The sequence below is a fragment of the Salmonella sp. FC25216 genome, from assembly GCF_057751355.1.
On record NZ_JBDGON010000002.1, the window covers coordinates 23934 to 36597 of the forward strand.

General features: G+C 50.1%; 14 protein-coding genes. 7 read left to right on the forward strand and 7 right to left on the reverse strand.

Annotated elements, in window-relative coordinates; all coding sequences use genetic code 11:
* Window positions 1-155: 155 nt before the first annotated feature.
* On the forward strand, window positions 156-470 hold the full coding sequence (gene fliE, locus AC3G3F_RS03555; RefSeq protein WP_023246849.1) for a flagellar hook-basal body complex protein FliE: 315 nt from the start codon (window positions 156-158) through the stop codon (window positions 468-470).
* 118 nt (window positions 471-588) lie between these two features.
* On the opposite strand, the gene AC3G3F_RS03560 is transcribed toward fliE, so the two are convergent.
* The 3 genes from AC3G3F_RS03560 to yedE all read right to left on the reverse strand — a co-directional run bounded on the left by AC3G3F_RS03560 (window position 589) and on the right by yedE (window position 2730).
* The gene (locus AC3G3F_RS03560; protein ID WP_162786016.1) at window positions 589-987 is read right to left on the reverse strand and encodes a hypothetical protein; all 399 of its coding nucleotides are present in this window, start codon (window positions 985-987) and stop codon (window positions 589-591) included.
* A gap of 250 nt (window positions 988-1237) precedes the next feature.
* Window positions 1238-1471: a sulfurtransferase-like selenium metabolism protein YedF gene (gene yedF, locus AC3G3F_RS03565; RefSeq protein ID WP_000790504.1), complete on the reverse strand. Its 234-nt coding sequence runs from the start codon at window positions 1469-1471 to the stop codon at window positions 1238-1240.
* Window positions 1468-2730 carry a selenium metabolism membrane protein YedE/FdhT gene (yedE, locus tag AC3G3F_RS03570; protein WP_488394656.1) on the reverse strand — a complete coding sequence of 421 codons (1263 nt, stop codon included), beginning with the start codon at window positions 2728-2730 and terminating at the stop codon, window positions 1468-1470. The genes yedF and yedE overlap by 4 nt, the downstream gene beginning before the upstream one ends.
* Window positions 2731-2858: 128 nt before the next feature.
* Here yedE and yedD point away from each other — a divergent pair, with 128 nt between their 5' ends.
* A complete protein-coding gene (gene yedD / locus AC3G3F_RS03575; protein ID WP_023246852.1) occupies window positions 2859-3272 on the forward strand; it encodes a lipoprotein YedD in 414 nt (137 codons plus the stop codon).
* 39 nt (window positions 3273-3311) lie between these two features.
* Here the strand turns inward: yedD and amyA are convergent, their stop codons facing one another.
* The 4 genes from amyA to fliD form a co-directional block, all read right to left on the reverse strand.
* Window positions 3312-4796: an alpha-amylase gene (gene amyA, locus AC3G3F_RS03580; RefSeq protein ID WP_488394457.1), complete on the reverse strand. Its 1485-nt coding sequence runs from the start codon at window positions 4794-4796 to the stop codon at window positions 3312-3314.
* 71 nt (window positions 4797-4867) lie between these two features.
* Window positions 4868-5236, reverse strand: coding sequence for a flagella biosynthesis regulatory protein FliT (gene fliT / locus AC3G3F_RS03585; RefSeq protein ID WP_000204899.1), 369 nt, complete (start codon window positions 5234-5236; stop codon window positions 4868-4870).
* Complete coding sequence (gene fliS, locus AC3G3F_RS03590) at window positions 5236-5643, reverse strand: flagellar export chaperone FliS (RefSeq protein WP_000287764.1); 408 nt, start codon at window positions 5641-5643, stop codon at window positions 5236-5238. The genes fliT and fliS overlap by 1 nt, the downstream gene beginning before the upstream one ends.
* A gap of 11 nt (window positions 5644-5654) precedes the next feature.
* Window positions 5655-7061, reverse strand: a complete 1407-nt coding sequence (fliD, locus tag AC3G3F_RS03595; protein ID WP_023246854.1) for a flagellar filament capping protein FliD — start codon at window positions 7059-7061, stop codon at window positions 5655-5657.
* Between the two features lie 255 nt (window positions 7062-7316).
* On the opposite strand from fliD, the gene AC3G3F_RS03600 reads away from it, so the two are divergent.
* From AC3G3F_RS03600 to tcyJ, 5 genes are all read left to right on the forward strand, one after another.
* Window positions 7317-8822, forward strand: a complete 1506-nt coding sequence (locus AC3G3F_RS03600) for a FliC/FljB family flagellin (RefSeq protein ID WP_488394459.1) — start codon at window positions 7317-7319, stop codon at window positions 8820-8822.
* A gap of 78 nt (window positions 8823-8900) precedes the next feature.
* Window positions 8901-10106 carry a flagellin lysine-N-methylase gene (gene fliB, locus AC3G3F_RS03605; RefSeq protein WP_114048890.1) on the forward strand — a complete coding sequence of 402 codons (1206 nt, stop codon included), beginning with the start codon at window positions 8901-8903 and terminating at the stop codon, window positions 10104-10106.
* Window positions 10107-10302: 196 nt separating this feature from the next.
* Window positions 10303-11022: an RNA polymerase sigma factor FliA gene (locus tag AC3G3F_RS03610; RefSeq protein WP_001087453.1), complete on the forward strand. Its 720-nt coding sequence runs from the start codon at window positions 10303-10305 to the stop codon at window positions 11020-11022.
* A gap of 58 nt (window positions 11023-11080) precedes the next feature.
* The gene (gene fliZ, locus AC3G3F_RS03615) at window positions 11081-11632 is read left to right on the forward strand and encodes a flagella biosynthesis regulatory protein FliZ (RefSeq protein WP_023248839.1); all 552 of its coding nucleotides are present in this window, start codon (window positions 11081-11083) and stop codon (window positions 11630-11632) included.
* Window positions 11633-11778: 146 nt separating this feature from the next.
* A complete protein-coding gene (gene tcyJ / locus AC3G3F_RS03620) occupies window positions 11779-12579 on the forward strand; it encodes a cystine ABC transporter substrate-binding protein (protein ID WP_023248838.1) in 801 nt (266 codons plus the stop codon).
* The last annotated feature ends 85 nt before the right edge of the window (window positions 12580-12664 follow it).

Here is a 12664-nt window from a genome sequence, read left to right on the forward strand (position 1 = left end):
GGGTCAGCAAACTCGAAAAATTGACGGTCTCATTATTTGCGGTTTCGAATTTTTCTATGCGCTAAAAACCGAGGTTTTTTATCGTTATTTAACGCCTTTATCTTATTGACAAACTGGTAATCTCTGTTGCGTAAAAAATCATCCAGGGGAATAGCATGGCAGCAATACAGGGGATTGAAGGGGTTATTAGCCAGTTACAGGCGACGGCGGTGGCCGCGCGCGGGCAAGAAACGCACTCGCAGCCGACGGTGAGTTTTGCCGGTCAGCTACATGCTGCGCTGGATCGTATTAGCGACAAGCAGACGGAGGCGCGCGTTCAGGCTGAAAAATTCACTCTGGGTGAGCCGGGCATTGCGCTTAATGATGTGATGGCCGATATGCAGAAAGCGTCCGTCTCCATGCAAATGGGAATTCAGGTGCGCAACAAGCTGGTGGCTGCGTACCAGGAAGTAATGTCGATGCAGGTTTAAGCCAGAGCTGACAACACATCGGCAGCGAGCTCCCAGGCGTTTACATAAGTCAGTGGCTGGGGGCGTGACTTATGTAACTAGTGCGTCAGAAAGTGGATTTATTTTTTGCGAGGCGAGCTCATTTCATTGATAAGCGGGTTGCACATTGTTGCAGGGACTTATTAAAAATAGGGTACGCTTGTTTACTGACGCCATACATCCCTACCGTTCGTTCTGGCGATGTTGACATTGAGTTTGCGATCCAGAATGTTCCGGCAATGTGCGCGCCGTTGCGATAATACACGGTAAATTCTTTATTAACGCCTGGAAAATCTGTTTCATGGAGATCCAGTATATAACCATACTGGTACAGATTATCAGCGAGACAGCGGGCAATGACGCTGGGATACGCATTGACTACTGTGACGGGTGAGTAACGGGCAGCAGCAAGGCTGACGGTTACCATAAGAGAAATGAGAATAACTTTTATCATTTTTTTGACTTTTGCTGCGCATAAATAAATCTCACCTGATGGCATCAGTGAGTAAAAGTATCAATATCCGATAGTTTTTATGGTGTGGGCGAAAAATAATAATTACTTTATATTTTGGTCAAATAGTCATAAATTTTTCATCATCTCAGAAAAAATTAAAGCGGTATCTATTAATAATAGATTTATGCAGCGGCGCACAAGACAACCTTGTCTGATTTATTTTATGTGTTTTAGATTTTTGCCTGTTACGCCGTAAAAAATGTCTCCCGCCGTAACGTACAGCGGGAGCATGCGCTTATTTTTGAATCAGATAACGAATTGTTGGGCCATCCTGCTGGATATCCAGCACCGTATAGCCATGATTGCGCGCATCCAGCGGAATATTATTAATAGATTGCGGACAATCGCTCACCACTTCCAGAATCTCCCCTTTTTTTAGCTGCGGCATCGCTTCCAGAGTCGCTACCGCCGGATACGGACAGGGTTCGCCAACCATATCAAGACGGTAATCAGGGACGATATTTTTCATGTGGATTCCTTAGCGAGAGTTAGCCCGGCGCGGCGGAAGAAACATTTTTCCCAACCGATGATTAACATCAGCGCGGCAAATAACAACAGATACGTGACCAGCAGACCACCCAGCGGGCCGAAGGTACTCAACAGGTTCACTTTATCCCAACTGGTCGCCAGCGCGGGCGCGAAATCATCCCAGTAGTAAGCCAGGATGGTCGAACCGATGACATTGCCGAGTCCCACCCACCAGTAATGCACCTGGCCCTCTACGGCGCGGTACATCCAGCCGGTTTCGCAGCCGCCCGCCAGCACGATGCCAAAACCGAACAGCAGTCCGCCAATGACCGCATTCGGGCCTGCCCACATAATTTTAGGTGCAACGCCCAACTGCACGTAGCTGAAAATACCAATGGCGCTGACCGCCATGCCGAAAATAATCGCTTTTGCCATATGGGCGCGTCCGGAGATCCACAGATCGCGGAAGGCCGAGGTAAAGCAGATTTGCGCGCGCTCGATCAGTAGTCCAAATCCGACGCCGAACAGCATCGCCAGTCCCAGTTTCGGCTGATGCATTGCCGTTAACAGCGCCCAGCCCATCATGCCGATAAAGACCAGCATACCGAGCCTGAAACGCCGTCTTGCCTGATCCGGTTTCTGCGTCAGCGGGGAAGCCGCGGAGACCTTCTGCATTTTCACCGGTATACGAAATATCGGCAGCAGCGTAAAGCGGGCGCCGAACCAGGAGCCGATAGCGGTCGCCAGCGCAAAGAACCACGCGTGTAGGGAGAACTGCGGAATACCGGTAAAAAAGGCGGCCAGGTTACACCCCATCGCCAGACGCGCGCCGAAGCCAGCGATAATGCCTCCGACCACCGCCTGCACGATACGGATTCTGCTACGCGGCATACGCAGTTTTACGTTGTTGGCCCACAGCGCGGCGGCGAAACAGCCACCGAACATGCCGAGGATCATCATTCCGTCGATACGCGTCAGCGGCGTACCTTCCAGATGAATCAGCTTATAGTAGCCCCACTGTTCGGCATGAACGCCAAAAAGCTGTAAAATTTGCCCGCCCCAGCGGGTAAATTCGCCCGTCACGGCCCAGAAAGTACCGGTGATGCCAAAATAGTAGGTAGAGAGAATACCGGCTGCGATCACCGCAGGGGCCGGGGCCCAGAATTTAATTAACCAGGTTTGCCTGAAGTGTTGCCATGACATGTGTTTAGCCTCTGAACTCAGAAGGTGTGAAACAAGAAGTGTGCATACTACACCGATCACAGAATTTGCCCACACCTAATAAGCGGTAATACCGACTGGATCAAATTGCGGCCAGAGCCTGGAAAGGCTGGCGGCATCAGGGCTTTAATGCCACAATTCCTCTTTCTTCTGATGCAGGATGAATGATGAAAAAAGTAGCGATCGTTGGCGCATTGCTGGTTCTGGCCGGATGCGCTGAGGTGGAAAATTATAATGATGTGGTGAAAACGCCAGCGCCGGCCGGTCTGGAAGGGTACTGGCAGTCAAAAGGCCCGCAACGTAAGCTGGTGAGTCCTGAAGCTATCGCCAGCCTGGTAGTAACTAAAGACGGCGATACGCTGGACTGTCGCCAGTGGCAGCGCGTTATTGCCCTGCCGGGTAAGCTGACCATGCTCTCCGATGATTTAACCAATGTTACGGTTAAGCGTGAGCTTTATGAGATTGAGCGCGACGGGAATACCCTGGAATATGATGGTATGACGCTGCAACGGGTCGCTCGTCCGACGCCGGAGTGCGCCGCCGCGTTAGAAAAAACGCCACTGCCGACGCCACTGCCGTAATTTTGCTTCCCGGCAGCGTTCTGCCGCCGGGAAAGTTCATCACGCGTCCTCAATAACCCACACGCTGACGCTGCCTCCGTTGCAGAAAAAAGTCGCTTCGCCTTGCTTGTTAGTTACAACATGCTCATCCCGGTTTCTCAGAAAATCACGCCAGGTCTTGTTAGCGTAATTGTCGCCGAGCAGGAGGGTTTTTTCACCGTCGTCGCCATTAGAAAGTACGACCACGCAGCCTGGGTTTTCTTTAGTACCACTGCGGCTAAAGGCAATACAGTTAGGATGATCGAAAAAGAGTGTTTGTATGCCGTGCGCAAAATGATGACGAGCGAGGATCAGCCGATCCAGTTGGTTAATGACCGGCATTTCGACCCGACGGGGCTCACTATTTTCGTTGCTATCCTCATAGCTGGCGCCGTATAAATCGGGATAGAATACCGACGGTACGCCGTTTTCACGAAGCAGGATCAGCGCATAGGCTAACGGTTTGAACCAGGGTTCTACCGGGGCTTCCAGCGCCTGTAACGGTTGTGTATCGTGGTTAGCGACCAGCGTTACCGCGTGAAAAGGATCGGCTTCTACCAGCGTGCCGGTGAAAATGTGGCGCATGTCATAATCCGCGCCCTGGCGGGAGGCCTCGTGAAATTTCATCTGCAATGGCGCGTCGAACAGCATGGTTTTCCCGTCAACCTGATCGATGTACGTTTGTAGTTTATCCACTTCATACGACCAGTATTCTGCGACAATAAACAGCGGTTTTGGTGCGACGGCCTGTACATGCTCAATCCATTCTTTATAAAACCAGGCGGGTATATGTTTTACCGCGTCCAGGCGAAAGCCGTCACAGTGGGTTTGTTCCATGACCCAGCGTGCCCAATATTTAATCTCTTCCGTAACCGCATGGTTGCGAAAATCGATATTTTCGCCCATCAGGTAGTCAAAATTACCCATCTCATCATCAACCTGATTGTTCCAGCCATCGCCGGTATAGTCATTGACGATCTTAAAAATGCCGTCTTCATCGGGATTTTCGATGTGATCAATGCCGCTGAAACAGTGATAGTCCCAAATAAAGTTGGAATATTGGCTCGCGCGGGCAGGGAAGGTGTAGCGCGTCCAGCCTTCGCATTCGATGATGTTGTCATCGATTTGCGTGCGGTCATCCTGATTCACGCGCTGGACGCGAATACGTTCTTTTTCGTCTGCGCCCATTTTGTGGTTCACAACCACGTCGAGTAACACCGCAATATTATTTTTTTTGAGCGCGTCTATCGCTGTCAGTAACTGGCGTTTATCGCCGTACTTTGTCGCGACGGTGCCTTTTTGGTCAAATTCGCCGAGGTCAAATAGGTCGTAGGTATCATAGCCTACGGAATAGCCGCCGGAGGCGCCTTTACAGGCGGGCGGTAGCCAGACCATATTGATACCGATATCATTCAGCCCATCAGCACGTTCCGCCAGCTCAGGCCAGAGTTTACCGCCGTCGGGATAATACCAGTGGAAGTACTGCAATAAGGTGGGGTTTTTCATCTTCCGCGCTCCAGAAGTCGTTTAGCCGACCTCTGGAGTATGGAGGAGTTTTCATACGAGACGGGAAAATATTATGAGGCGCCAGGCGCGTCTGGCACTAGTAACATACCGGAAAGACGGCCATAAGCGTTATTGAGCGATTTTTGGCGGGTGGATTGTCCGATCAAACTACTGAGTTCATCCAGTCGCTGTTGCAGCAGCCCTTTGAGGAGCTGCTCATTATCCAGCGTTTGTTTGATGTACCCGGCGACCATATCCTGAATACTTCGCGTAATGCCCGGTGGAGTTTGCTTTTCCATCACCGTTTCAATACTTTGCAGATAGGAGACCTCTTGTTGCAGTAAGAGATCCCATTCACCTCGCTGCGCAAGTTCAAGCAGCGATTGACTGAGCAGCGCAATACGCTGCCAACGGTTGATAAACTCCACGGTTGAGGTCATTAACGAGACTCCTGGAAAGATGCTTTCGGTGAAATCTGCTTCCAGGCTTCTGCAATATTGCTGAGTAACCCTTCCACTTCTTCGATGGCCTGAGCGTCGTTACGCAAGTTAGCCTGCAGTAAACGGCGAATCATATAGTCGTATAGTTCGGAAAGATTCGTCGCAATCTCACCGCCTTTTTCCTGATCGAGACCGGCTTTCAGACCGTTATCGATAATATTAATAGCTTTGCTTAACGCTTCACCTTTCGCGACAACATCGCCTTGTTCTAAAAACAGGCGAGCGCGCACCAGGGCGCTATTCGCGCCATCAAACAACATTTCAATCAACTGGTGCGGGCTGGCGCTCATCACGGCGCTTTCCACGCTGACTTGCGCATAAGCTTTGATACCGCTCGCGGTGTACATGGTGACCTCTGTTATCTGGAGTTGCTCATTGCTGTAAATTGCTGGGTCAAATAACTACTGGTGTTATTCAGTTTACTCATCATGGTATCCAGTTGGGTAAACTGGGCCTTGTAACGGGCAACGGTTTCATCGATGCTGTTGCTAACGGACAGGTATTGTTTGGTCAGGCTTTTCAGCGTGGCGTTAATGTTGTCCTGCGCATTATCAATAATGCCGTCATCCGCCAGATAACTTTTTACTTCGGTGGCAATTTTGGTGGTGATCCCCGTTTCTTTACCATCGCCCACCAGCAGCTCACGTGCTGCGGCTGTGTTATCTTTCAGTGCCTTGGACAGCTTATCATCATCAATCTTCAGTTTGCCGGAAGTCCCATCCTGGGCGATGCCAATTTCCGCCATCGTTTTGAACGCAGAGTGACTACCGCTATTGGCAAATTGTGCCCGAATCCCGGTCTGAATAGTACGAACCACACTATCGCCTAACAGAGCGCCATTTTTATCGCTGGCCTCTTCGCCCGGCTCGACAGCAGTATATTTAGTTAATGAATTAAAGGTGTCCACCAGCGAGTTATAGGCATCAACCCAGGATTTAATCGCCTCTTTCGCTTTAGTATCATCTTTCGTTACCGTCACGGTCGCGTCGGTCACTTTCTTCGTCAGGTTTAGCGTAATTCCCTGAGGGGCGTCGGTTACGGTATTGCTCTGACGCTCAATATCGATACCGTTTACGTTCAGCTTTGCATTTTCCGCCTTCACCAGCTCTTTCATGTTGCCGGTATTGGTGGTGCTGTCATAGGCGAGTAGATCGTTAAGTTTCTTATCGCCTTCCACCGTTATCTTCATCGTATTGTCGGTACCGCTATCGGCGGTAAGCACCAACTGGAATTCGTTCTCTTTGACCTTAACGATACTGGCGGAAATACCGCTGTCGGCGTCATTGATCGCATCGCGAATCGCCTCCATTGAGGTGTCGCCGTTATCCAGCTTAATTTCCAGCGGCTCTTTACGTCCCGGCTGTTCAATTTTAATTGTCCGGGACGTGGCCGACGTATCGCCCAACTGCTCTTTGGTGGTCGCGAAGGTGGTTTTTGTCGCCAGCGACTGTGCGGCGGCAAGCTGGGTTACGCTGATCTTATAAGTACCTGCGGCAGCGCCAGCGGTAGTACTGACTTTGAGATCGTCGGTAGTACTGGACGCCACGGTAGACTTAAACAGATCCGCTTTATTTAACGCGGTATTTGCCGTCTGGAATTTTTCTAATGAGCTTTTCAGTGTGCCGTAGGCAGTAAGCTTTGCCGAATTCGCGCTCTGCTGCTTGGTAATTGGCGTTAAGCGTCCTTTTTCGTTCTTTGCCAGGTCTGTCAACAACTGGTCCAACGGTAAGTTTGATCCCACACCTAATGATGAAATTGAAGCCATGCCTTCTTCCTTTTGATTGCAAACAGTAGTTAAGCGCGTTATCGGCAATCTGGAGGCAAAGTTTAATGTTAATTTTGCAAAAATAATGCGCGGAATAATGATGCATAAAGCGGCTATTTCGCAGGCTAAGAAAAAGATCGGGGGAAGTGAAAAATTTTCTAAAGTTCGAAATTCAGGTGCCGATACAAGGGTTACGGTGAGAAACCGTGGGCAACAGCCCAATAACATCAAGTTGTAATTGATAAGGAAAAGATCATGGCACAAGTCATTAATACAAACAGCCTGTCGCTGTTGACCCAGAATAACCTGAACAAATCCCAGTCCGCACTGGGCACCGCTATTGAGCGTCTGTCTTCCGGTCTGCGTATCAACAGCGCGAAAGACGATGCGGCAGGTCAGGCGATTGCTAACCGTTTCACCGCGAACATCAAAGGCCTGACTCAGGCTTCCCGTAACGCTAACGACGGTATTTCTATTGCGCAGACCACTGAAGGCGCGCTGAACGAAATCAACAACAACCTGCAGCGTGTGCGTGAACTGGCGGTTCAGTCTGCTAACAGTACCAACTCCCAGTCTGACCTCGACTCTATCCAGGCTGAAATCACCCAGCGTCTGAACGAAATCGACCGTGTATCCGGTCAGACTCAGTTCAACGGCGTGAAAGTTCTGGCGCAGGACAACACCCTGACCATCCAGGTTGGCGCCAATGACGGTGAAACTATCGACATCGATCTGAAGCAGATCAACTCTCAGACCCTGGGTCTGGATACGCTGAATGTGCAGAAAAAATATGATGTGAAGAGCGAAGTTGTTACTGATGGTAGTGGTGGTAAGGCATTTGATCTCACCGCGCTTAATGATACTAACCTTAAGGCTGCAGTTGGTGGGACTCCTGCTCCGACAGGAACCGCTGTAGTAAAAGATGATAAAGTATATTATAACAGCGCTGACGATAAATATTTCGTCGAGATTGATGGGCTAAGTAGTGGTAATGGCTTCTATGAAGTTAGCGCAAATGCAACAACTGGTGCTCTTAAAATTGGTGCAGGGTTAACAACGGCTGGCGCAACGGTACCGGCGGGTGCTGAAGAAGTTACATCTGTGCAGTCAAAACCCGTAGCTCTCAGTGCTGATGTTAAAAAACAATTGACTGATAGTGGCGTTAGCGTAGCGGACGCTGGTAAAGGCCGATTAGTCACAATGTCTTATACTGATAAAAACGGTAAGACTATTGATGGCGGTTTCGGTGTTAAAGTTGGGGCAGATATTTATGCTGCAACAAAAAATAAAGATGGATCGATCAGCATTAACACCACTAAATATACCGATAAAGACGGCAATACTAAATCCGCACTAAACCAACTGGGTGGCGCAGACGGCAAAACCGAAGTTGTTTCTATTGGTGGTAAAACTTACGCTGCGAGTAAAGCCGAAGGTCACAACTTTAAAGCACAGCCCGATCTGGCGGAAGCGGCTACCACAACCACCGAAAACCCGCTGCAGAAAATTGATGCTGCGCTGGCACAGGTTGACACGTTACGTTCTGACCTGGGTGCGGTACAGAACCGTTTCAACTCCGCTATCACCAACCTGGGCAACACCGTAAACAACCTGACTTCTGCCCGTAGCCGTATCGAAGATTCCGACTATGCGACCGAAGTCTCTAACATGTCTCGTGCGCAGATTCTGCAGCAGGCAGGGACTTCCGTTCTGGCGCAGGCTAACCAGGTTCCGCAAAACGTCCTCTCTTTACTGCGTTAATCCGGCGATTGATTCACCGACACGTGGTACACAATCAAGGCAGCGAAAGCTGCCTTTTTTAATTCCGGAGCCTGTGTAATGAAAGAAATCACCGTCACTGAACCTGCCTTTGTCACCCGCTTTTCCTGTTCTGGCTCGGCCTGTCGCGACCACTGTTGTAAGGGCTGGAAAATCACGCTGGATAAGACGACGGTCAAAAAGTATCTCGCCAGTAAAGACACGACGATTCGTACCATAGCGCAAGACCATATTATTCTGCTGAAAAAGAACAACAGCCACTGGGGGGAAATTAAACTGCCTTCCGCGCTGGGAAATTGCCCCTATCTGGATGAGGACCGTCTGTGCCGGGTGCAAAAAACGTTGGGAGCAAAGGCATTAAGTCATACCTGTTCCTCTTTCCCGCGGGCGCATCATACCTATAAAAATGAGGTACGTAACTCTCTGAGCCTTGCCTGCCCGGAGGTGACGTCCCGCATTTTAAACGACCCTGACGCGATGGCGCTTGGCGAAAAAACAATCATTCAGCAGACATTCAATACTGCGCCGTTATTTCCACCGCAGCAAAAGTTACTCAATCTGTTTTGCCTGAGTTTGATCAACCATGCCAACAGCAGTACGGAAGCCGCGCTCTATGCGTTAATTAAATTTGTCATGTATGCGCAGAAATTTGCCAAAATTGATGATGCGGCGCTGGGTGAACTGGAACAAGTGTATGCCGCGTTACTTGAGCAATTGCAGACAGGCGTGCTGGCGCAGGAGTTGATGAATATCGCGCCGGATAGCAAGGTAAAAACCTCGCTGGTATTGCAGATGCAGAACTATTTCCGCTCGCTCCCGCTTAATCGCGGCAGTATTATCCTTGATCACTACATCCAGTGTCTTCTGCGGGTGTTGACGGCGGAAGAGGGCGTTTCAATGGAGCAGAAGGTCGGCGATATTGAGACCTCGTTCGCACGTTGTTTGCAGGCGGATGAGCAGCAGGGGTGCTGGGCCTTCAGGAATTTAATTCTCTATAAAATTTGGGAAAATAATTTCCCCAATCAGCCGAATGTTGACCCGTTACGCGCGCTGTATATTATCGTGGCGGAATATGCGTTTATTAAGCTATTAACGGCGGCCAGCGTGCATGAGCGCGGGCGGCTTGAGTGGGATGACGTTACCAACATTGTGTATAGTTTTCACTCCCGCAGTCAGCATAACAGCGAGGTGGCGAAGAATTTTCATCGCCATATAGAAACGGTGCGTACTGGCGACGATCTGTCGATGATTCATCTTCTGACATAATTTTGTTCGGGGTGGGCTCTTGCGCATCCCGTTAATTCTATCTGGCTGATTTTATTCTGCTCTTTTATCCGCAAAAAAGGCGCTACAGGTTACATAAGTGAAATAACCCTTCTTTTATAGCCTTATTCCTTCGATAGAACCCTCTGCAGAAACGGATAATCATGCCGATAACTCATTTAACGCAGGGCTGTTTATCGTGAATTCACTGTATACCGCTGAAGGTGTAATGGATAAACACTCGCTGTGGCAGCGTTATGTACCTCTGGTGCGTCACGAAGCATTGCGCCTGCAGGTGCGATTGCCGGCGAGCGTGGAACTGGACGATCTGCTACAAGCGGGCGGCATCGGGTTATTAAATGCGGTCGACCGATATGACGCTTTGCAAGGAACGGCATTTACCACTTACGCAGTGCAGCGTATTCGTGGGGCGATGCTGGATGAATTACGCAGCCGCGATTGGGTGCCGCGTAGCGTCCGGCGTAATGCCCGCGAAGTGGCGCAGGCGATGGGACAACTGGAGCAGGAACTGGGGCGTAATGCGACGGAAACCGAAGTGGCGGAACGTCTTGGCATTCCTGTTGCAGAGTATCGTCAGATGTTGCTCGACACCAATAACAGCCAACTTTTCTCTTACGATGAGTGGCGGGAAGAGCATGGCGATAGCATCGAACTGGTGACTGAAGAACATCAACAGGAAAACCCGTTACATCAACTGCTGGAGGGTGACCTGCGACAGCGGGTAATGGACGCGATTGAATCGCTGCCGGAACGCGAGCAACTGGTGTTAACGCTGTATTATCAGGAAGAGCTCAATCTGAAAGAGATTGGCGCGGTACTGGAAGTCGGCGAATCGCGGGTCAGCCAGTTGCATAGTCAGGCCATCAAACGATTACGTACCAAACTGGGTAAGTTATAGGTAGCGCATGATCGCACCCGAAAAGTGCCGCACAACGTATAGACTACCAGGAGTTCTCATGACGGTGCAGCAACCTAAAAGGCGGCCCCTGAGCCGCTATCTTAAAGACTTTAAACACAGCCAGACGCATTGCGCGCATTGTCACAAACTGCTCGATCGCATTACGCTGGTTCGTCGTGGCAAGATCGTTAATAAAATCGCCATTTCACAGCTGGATATGCTGCTTGACGACGCTGCCTGGCAGCGAGAGCAAAAAGAGTGGGTGGCGCTGTGTCGCTTTTGCGGCGATTTACACTGCAAAAAACAGAGCGATTTTTTCGATATTATCGGTTTTAAACAGTATTTGTTTGAACAAACCGAGATGAGCCATGGCACGGTGCGGGAATATGTAGTGCGTTTGCGACGTCTTGGCAATTATCTCAGCGAGCAAAACATTTCCCACGATCTGCTGCGGGACGGTTTTCTCGACGAAAGCCTGGCGCCATGGTTGCCGGAAACCAGCACCAATAATTACCGTATCGCACTGCGTAAATACCAGCAATATAAAGCGCATAAACAGATTGCGCCCAGACAGATATCCCCCTTTACCGCCAGTTCTGATATATATTAAAAAAGAATAAGATGTAGCAGAGTCGTGTTGGTGAATTGCGGTAAACCTTCTACATTAGGCTGAGTCCCCCCAAGGTTCATGAGACGTGACGATGCGCCATGGCGGGACACAGTCTATGGTCATTAACGGCAATATTCGGGGTTACTATGAAATTAGCACTGCTGGGACGTCAGGCACTGATGGGAGTAATGGCTGTGGCGCTGGTTGCGGGAATGAGCGCGAAGAGCTTTGCCGATGAGGGTTTGCTGAACAAAGTTAAAGAACGCGGCACGCTACTGGTAGGGCTGGAAGGCACCTACCCGCCGTTTAGCTTTCAGGGCGACAACGGCAAATTAACCGGTTTTGAAGTCGACTTCGCCGAGGCGTTAGCAAAACATCTGGGCGTTAAAGCGTCGCTGAAGCCGACCAAATGGGACGGAATGCTGGCGTCGCTGGATTCTAAACGTATTGATGTGGTGATAAACCAGGTCACGATTTCAGACGTCCGCAAGAAAAAATATGATTTCTCTACACCTTATACTGTCTCCGGCGTTCAGGCGCTGGTGAAAAAAGGGAATGAAGGCACGATCAAAACGGCTGCCGATCTGCAGGGCAAAAAAGTAGGCGTCGGGCTGGGTACTAACTATGAAGAGTGGCTACGTCAACATGTTCAGGGCGTGGATATCCGTACCTACGACGATGATCCTACGAAATACCAGGATCTGCGCGTAGGCCGTATTGACGCGATTTTAGTCGATCGTCTGGCGGCGCTGGATCTGGTGAAAAAAACCAAAGGGACGCTGGCTGTCACCGGTGATGCTTTTTCGCGTCAGGAGTCCGGGGTTGCATTACGTAAAGGTAACGAAGATTTGCTGAAGGCGGTAGATAACGCGATTGCGGAAATGCAAAAAGATGGCACCTTAAAAGCGCTTTCCGAAAAATGGTTTGGCGCTGACGTGACCCAATAATCCTCTACGTTGCCTGGCAGGCAGAGCGCCGCCGGGCAATACCCATCTCATACTATGTCAGCAAACGGAGGCGCGTTAATCGGCG

Coding starts and splice junctions, on each gene's coding strand:
- yedF (WP_000790504.1), bottom strand. CDS start 1,471: ATGAAAAATATCGTCCCTGATTACCGTCTTGATATGGTTGGCGAACCC.
- fliS (WP_000287764.1), bottom strand. CDS start 5,643: ATGTACACCGCGAGCGGTATCAAAGCTTATGCGCAAGTCAGCGTGGAA.
- fliB (WP_114048890.1), top strand. CDS start 8,901: ATGAAAGAAATCACCGTCACTGAACCTGCCTTTGTCACCCGCTTTTCC.
- AC3G3F_RS03600 (WP_488394459.1), top strand. CDS start 7,317: ATGGCACAAGTCATTAATACAAACAGCCTGTCGCTGTTGACCCAGAAT.
- fliD (WP_023246854.1), bottom strand. CDS start 7,061: ATGGCTTCAATTTCATCATTAGGTGTGGGATCAAACTTACCGTTGGAC.
- AC3G3F_RS03560 (WP_162786016.1), bottom strand. CDS start 987: ATGCCATCAGGTGAGATTTATTTATGCGCAGCAAAAGTCAAAAAAATG.
- amyA (WP_488394457.1), bottom strand. CDS start 4,796: ATGAAAAACCCCACCTTATTGCAGTACTTCCACTGGTATTATCCCGAC.
- fliT (WP_000204899.1), bottom strand. CDS start 5,236: ATGACCTCAACCGTGGAGTTTATCAACCGTTGGCAGCGTATTGCGCTG.
- tcyJ (WP_023248838.1), top strand. CDS start 11,779: ATGAAATTAGCACTGCTGGGACGTCAGGCACTGATGGGAGTAATGGCT.
- yedD (WP_023246852.1), top strand. CDS start 2,859: ATGAAAAAAGTAGCGATCGTTGGCGCATTGCTGGTTCTGGCCGGATGC.
- fliZ (WP_023248839.1), top strand. CDS start 11,081: ATGACGGTGCAGCAACCTAAAAGGCGGCCCCTGAGCCGCTATCTTAAA.
- fliE (WP_023246849.1), top strand. CDS start 156: ATGGCAGCAATACAGGGGATTGAAGGGGTTATTAGCCAGTTACAGGCG.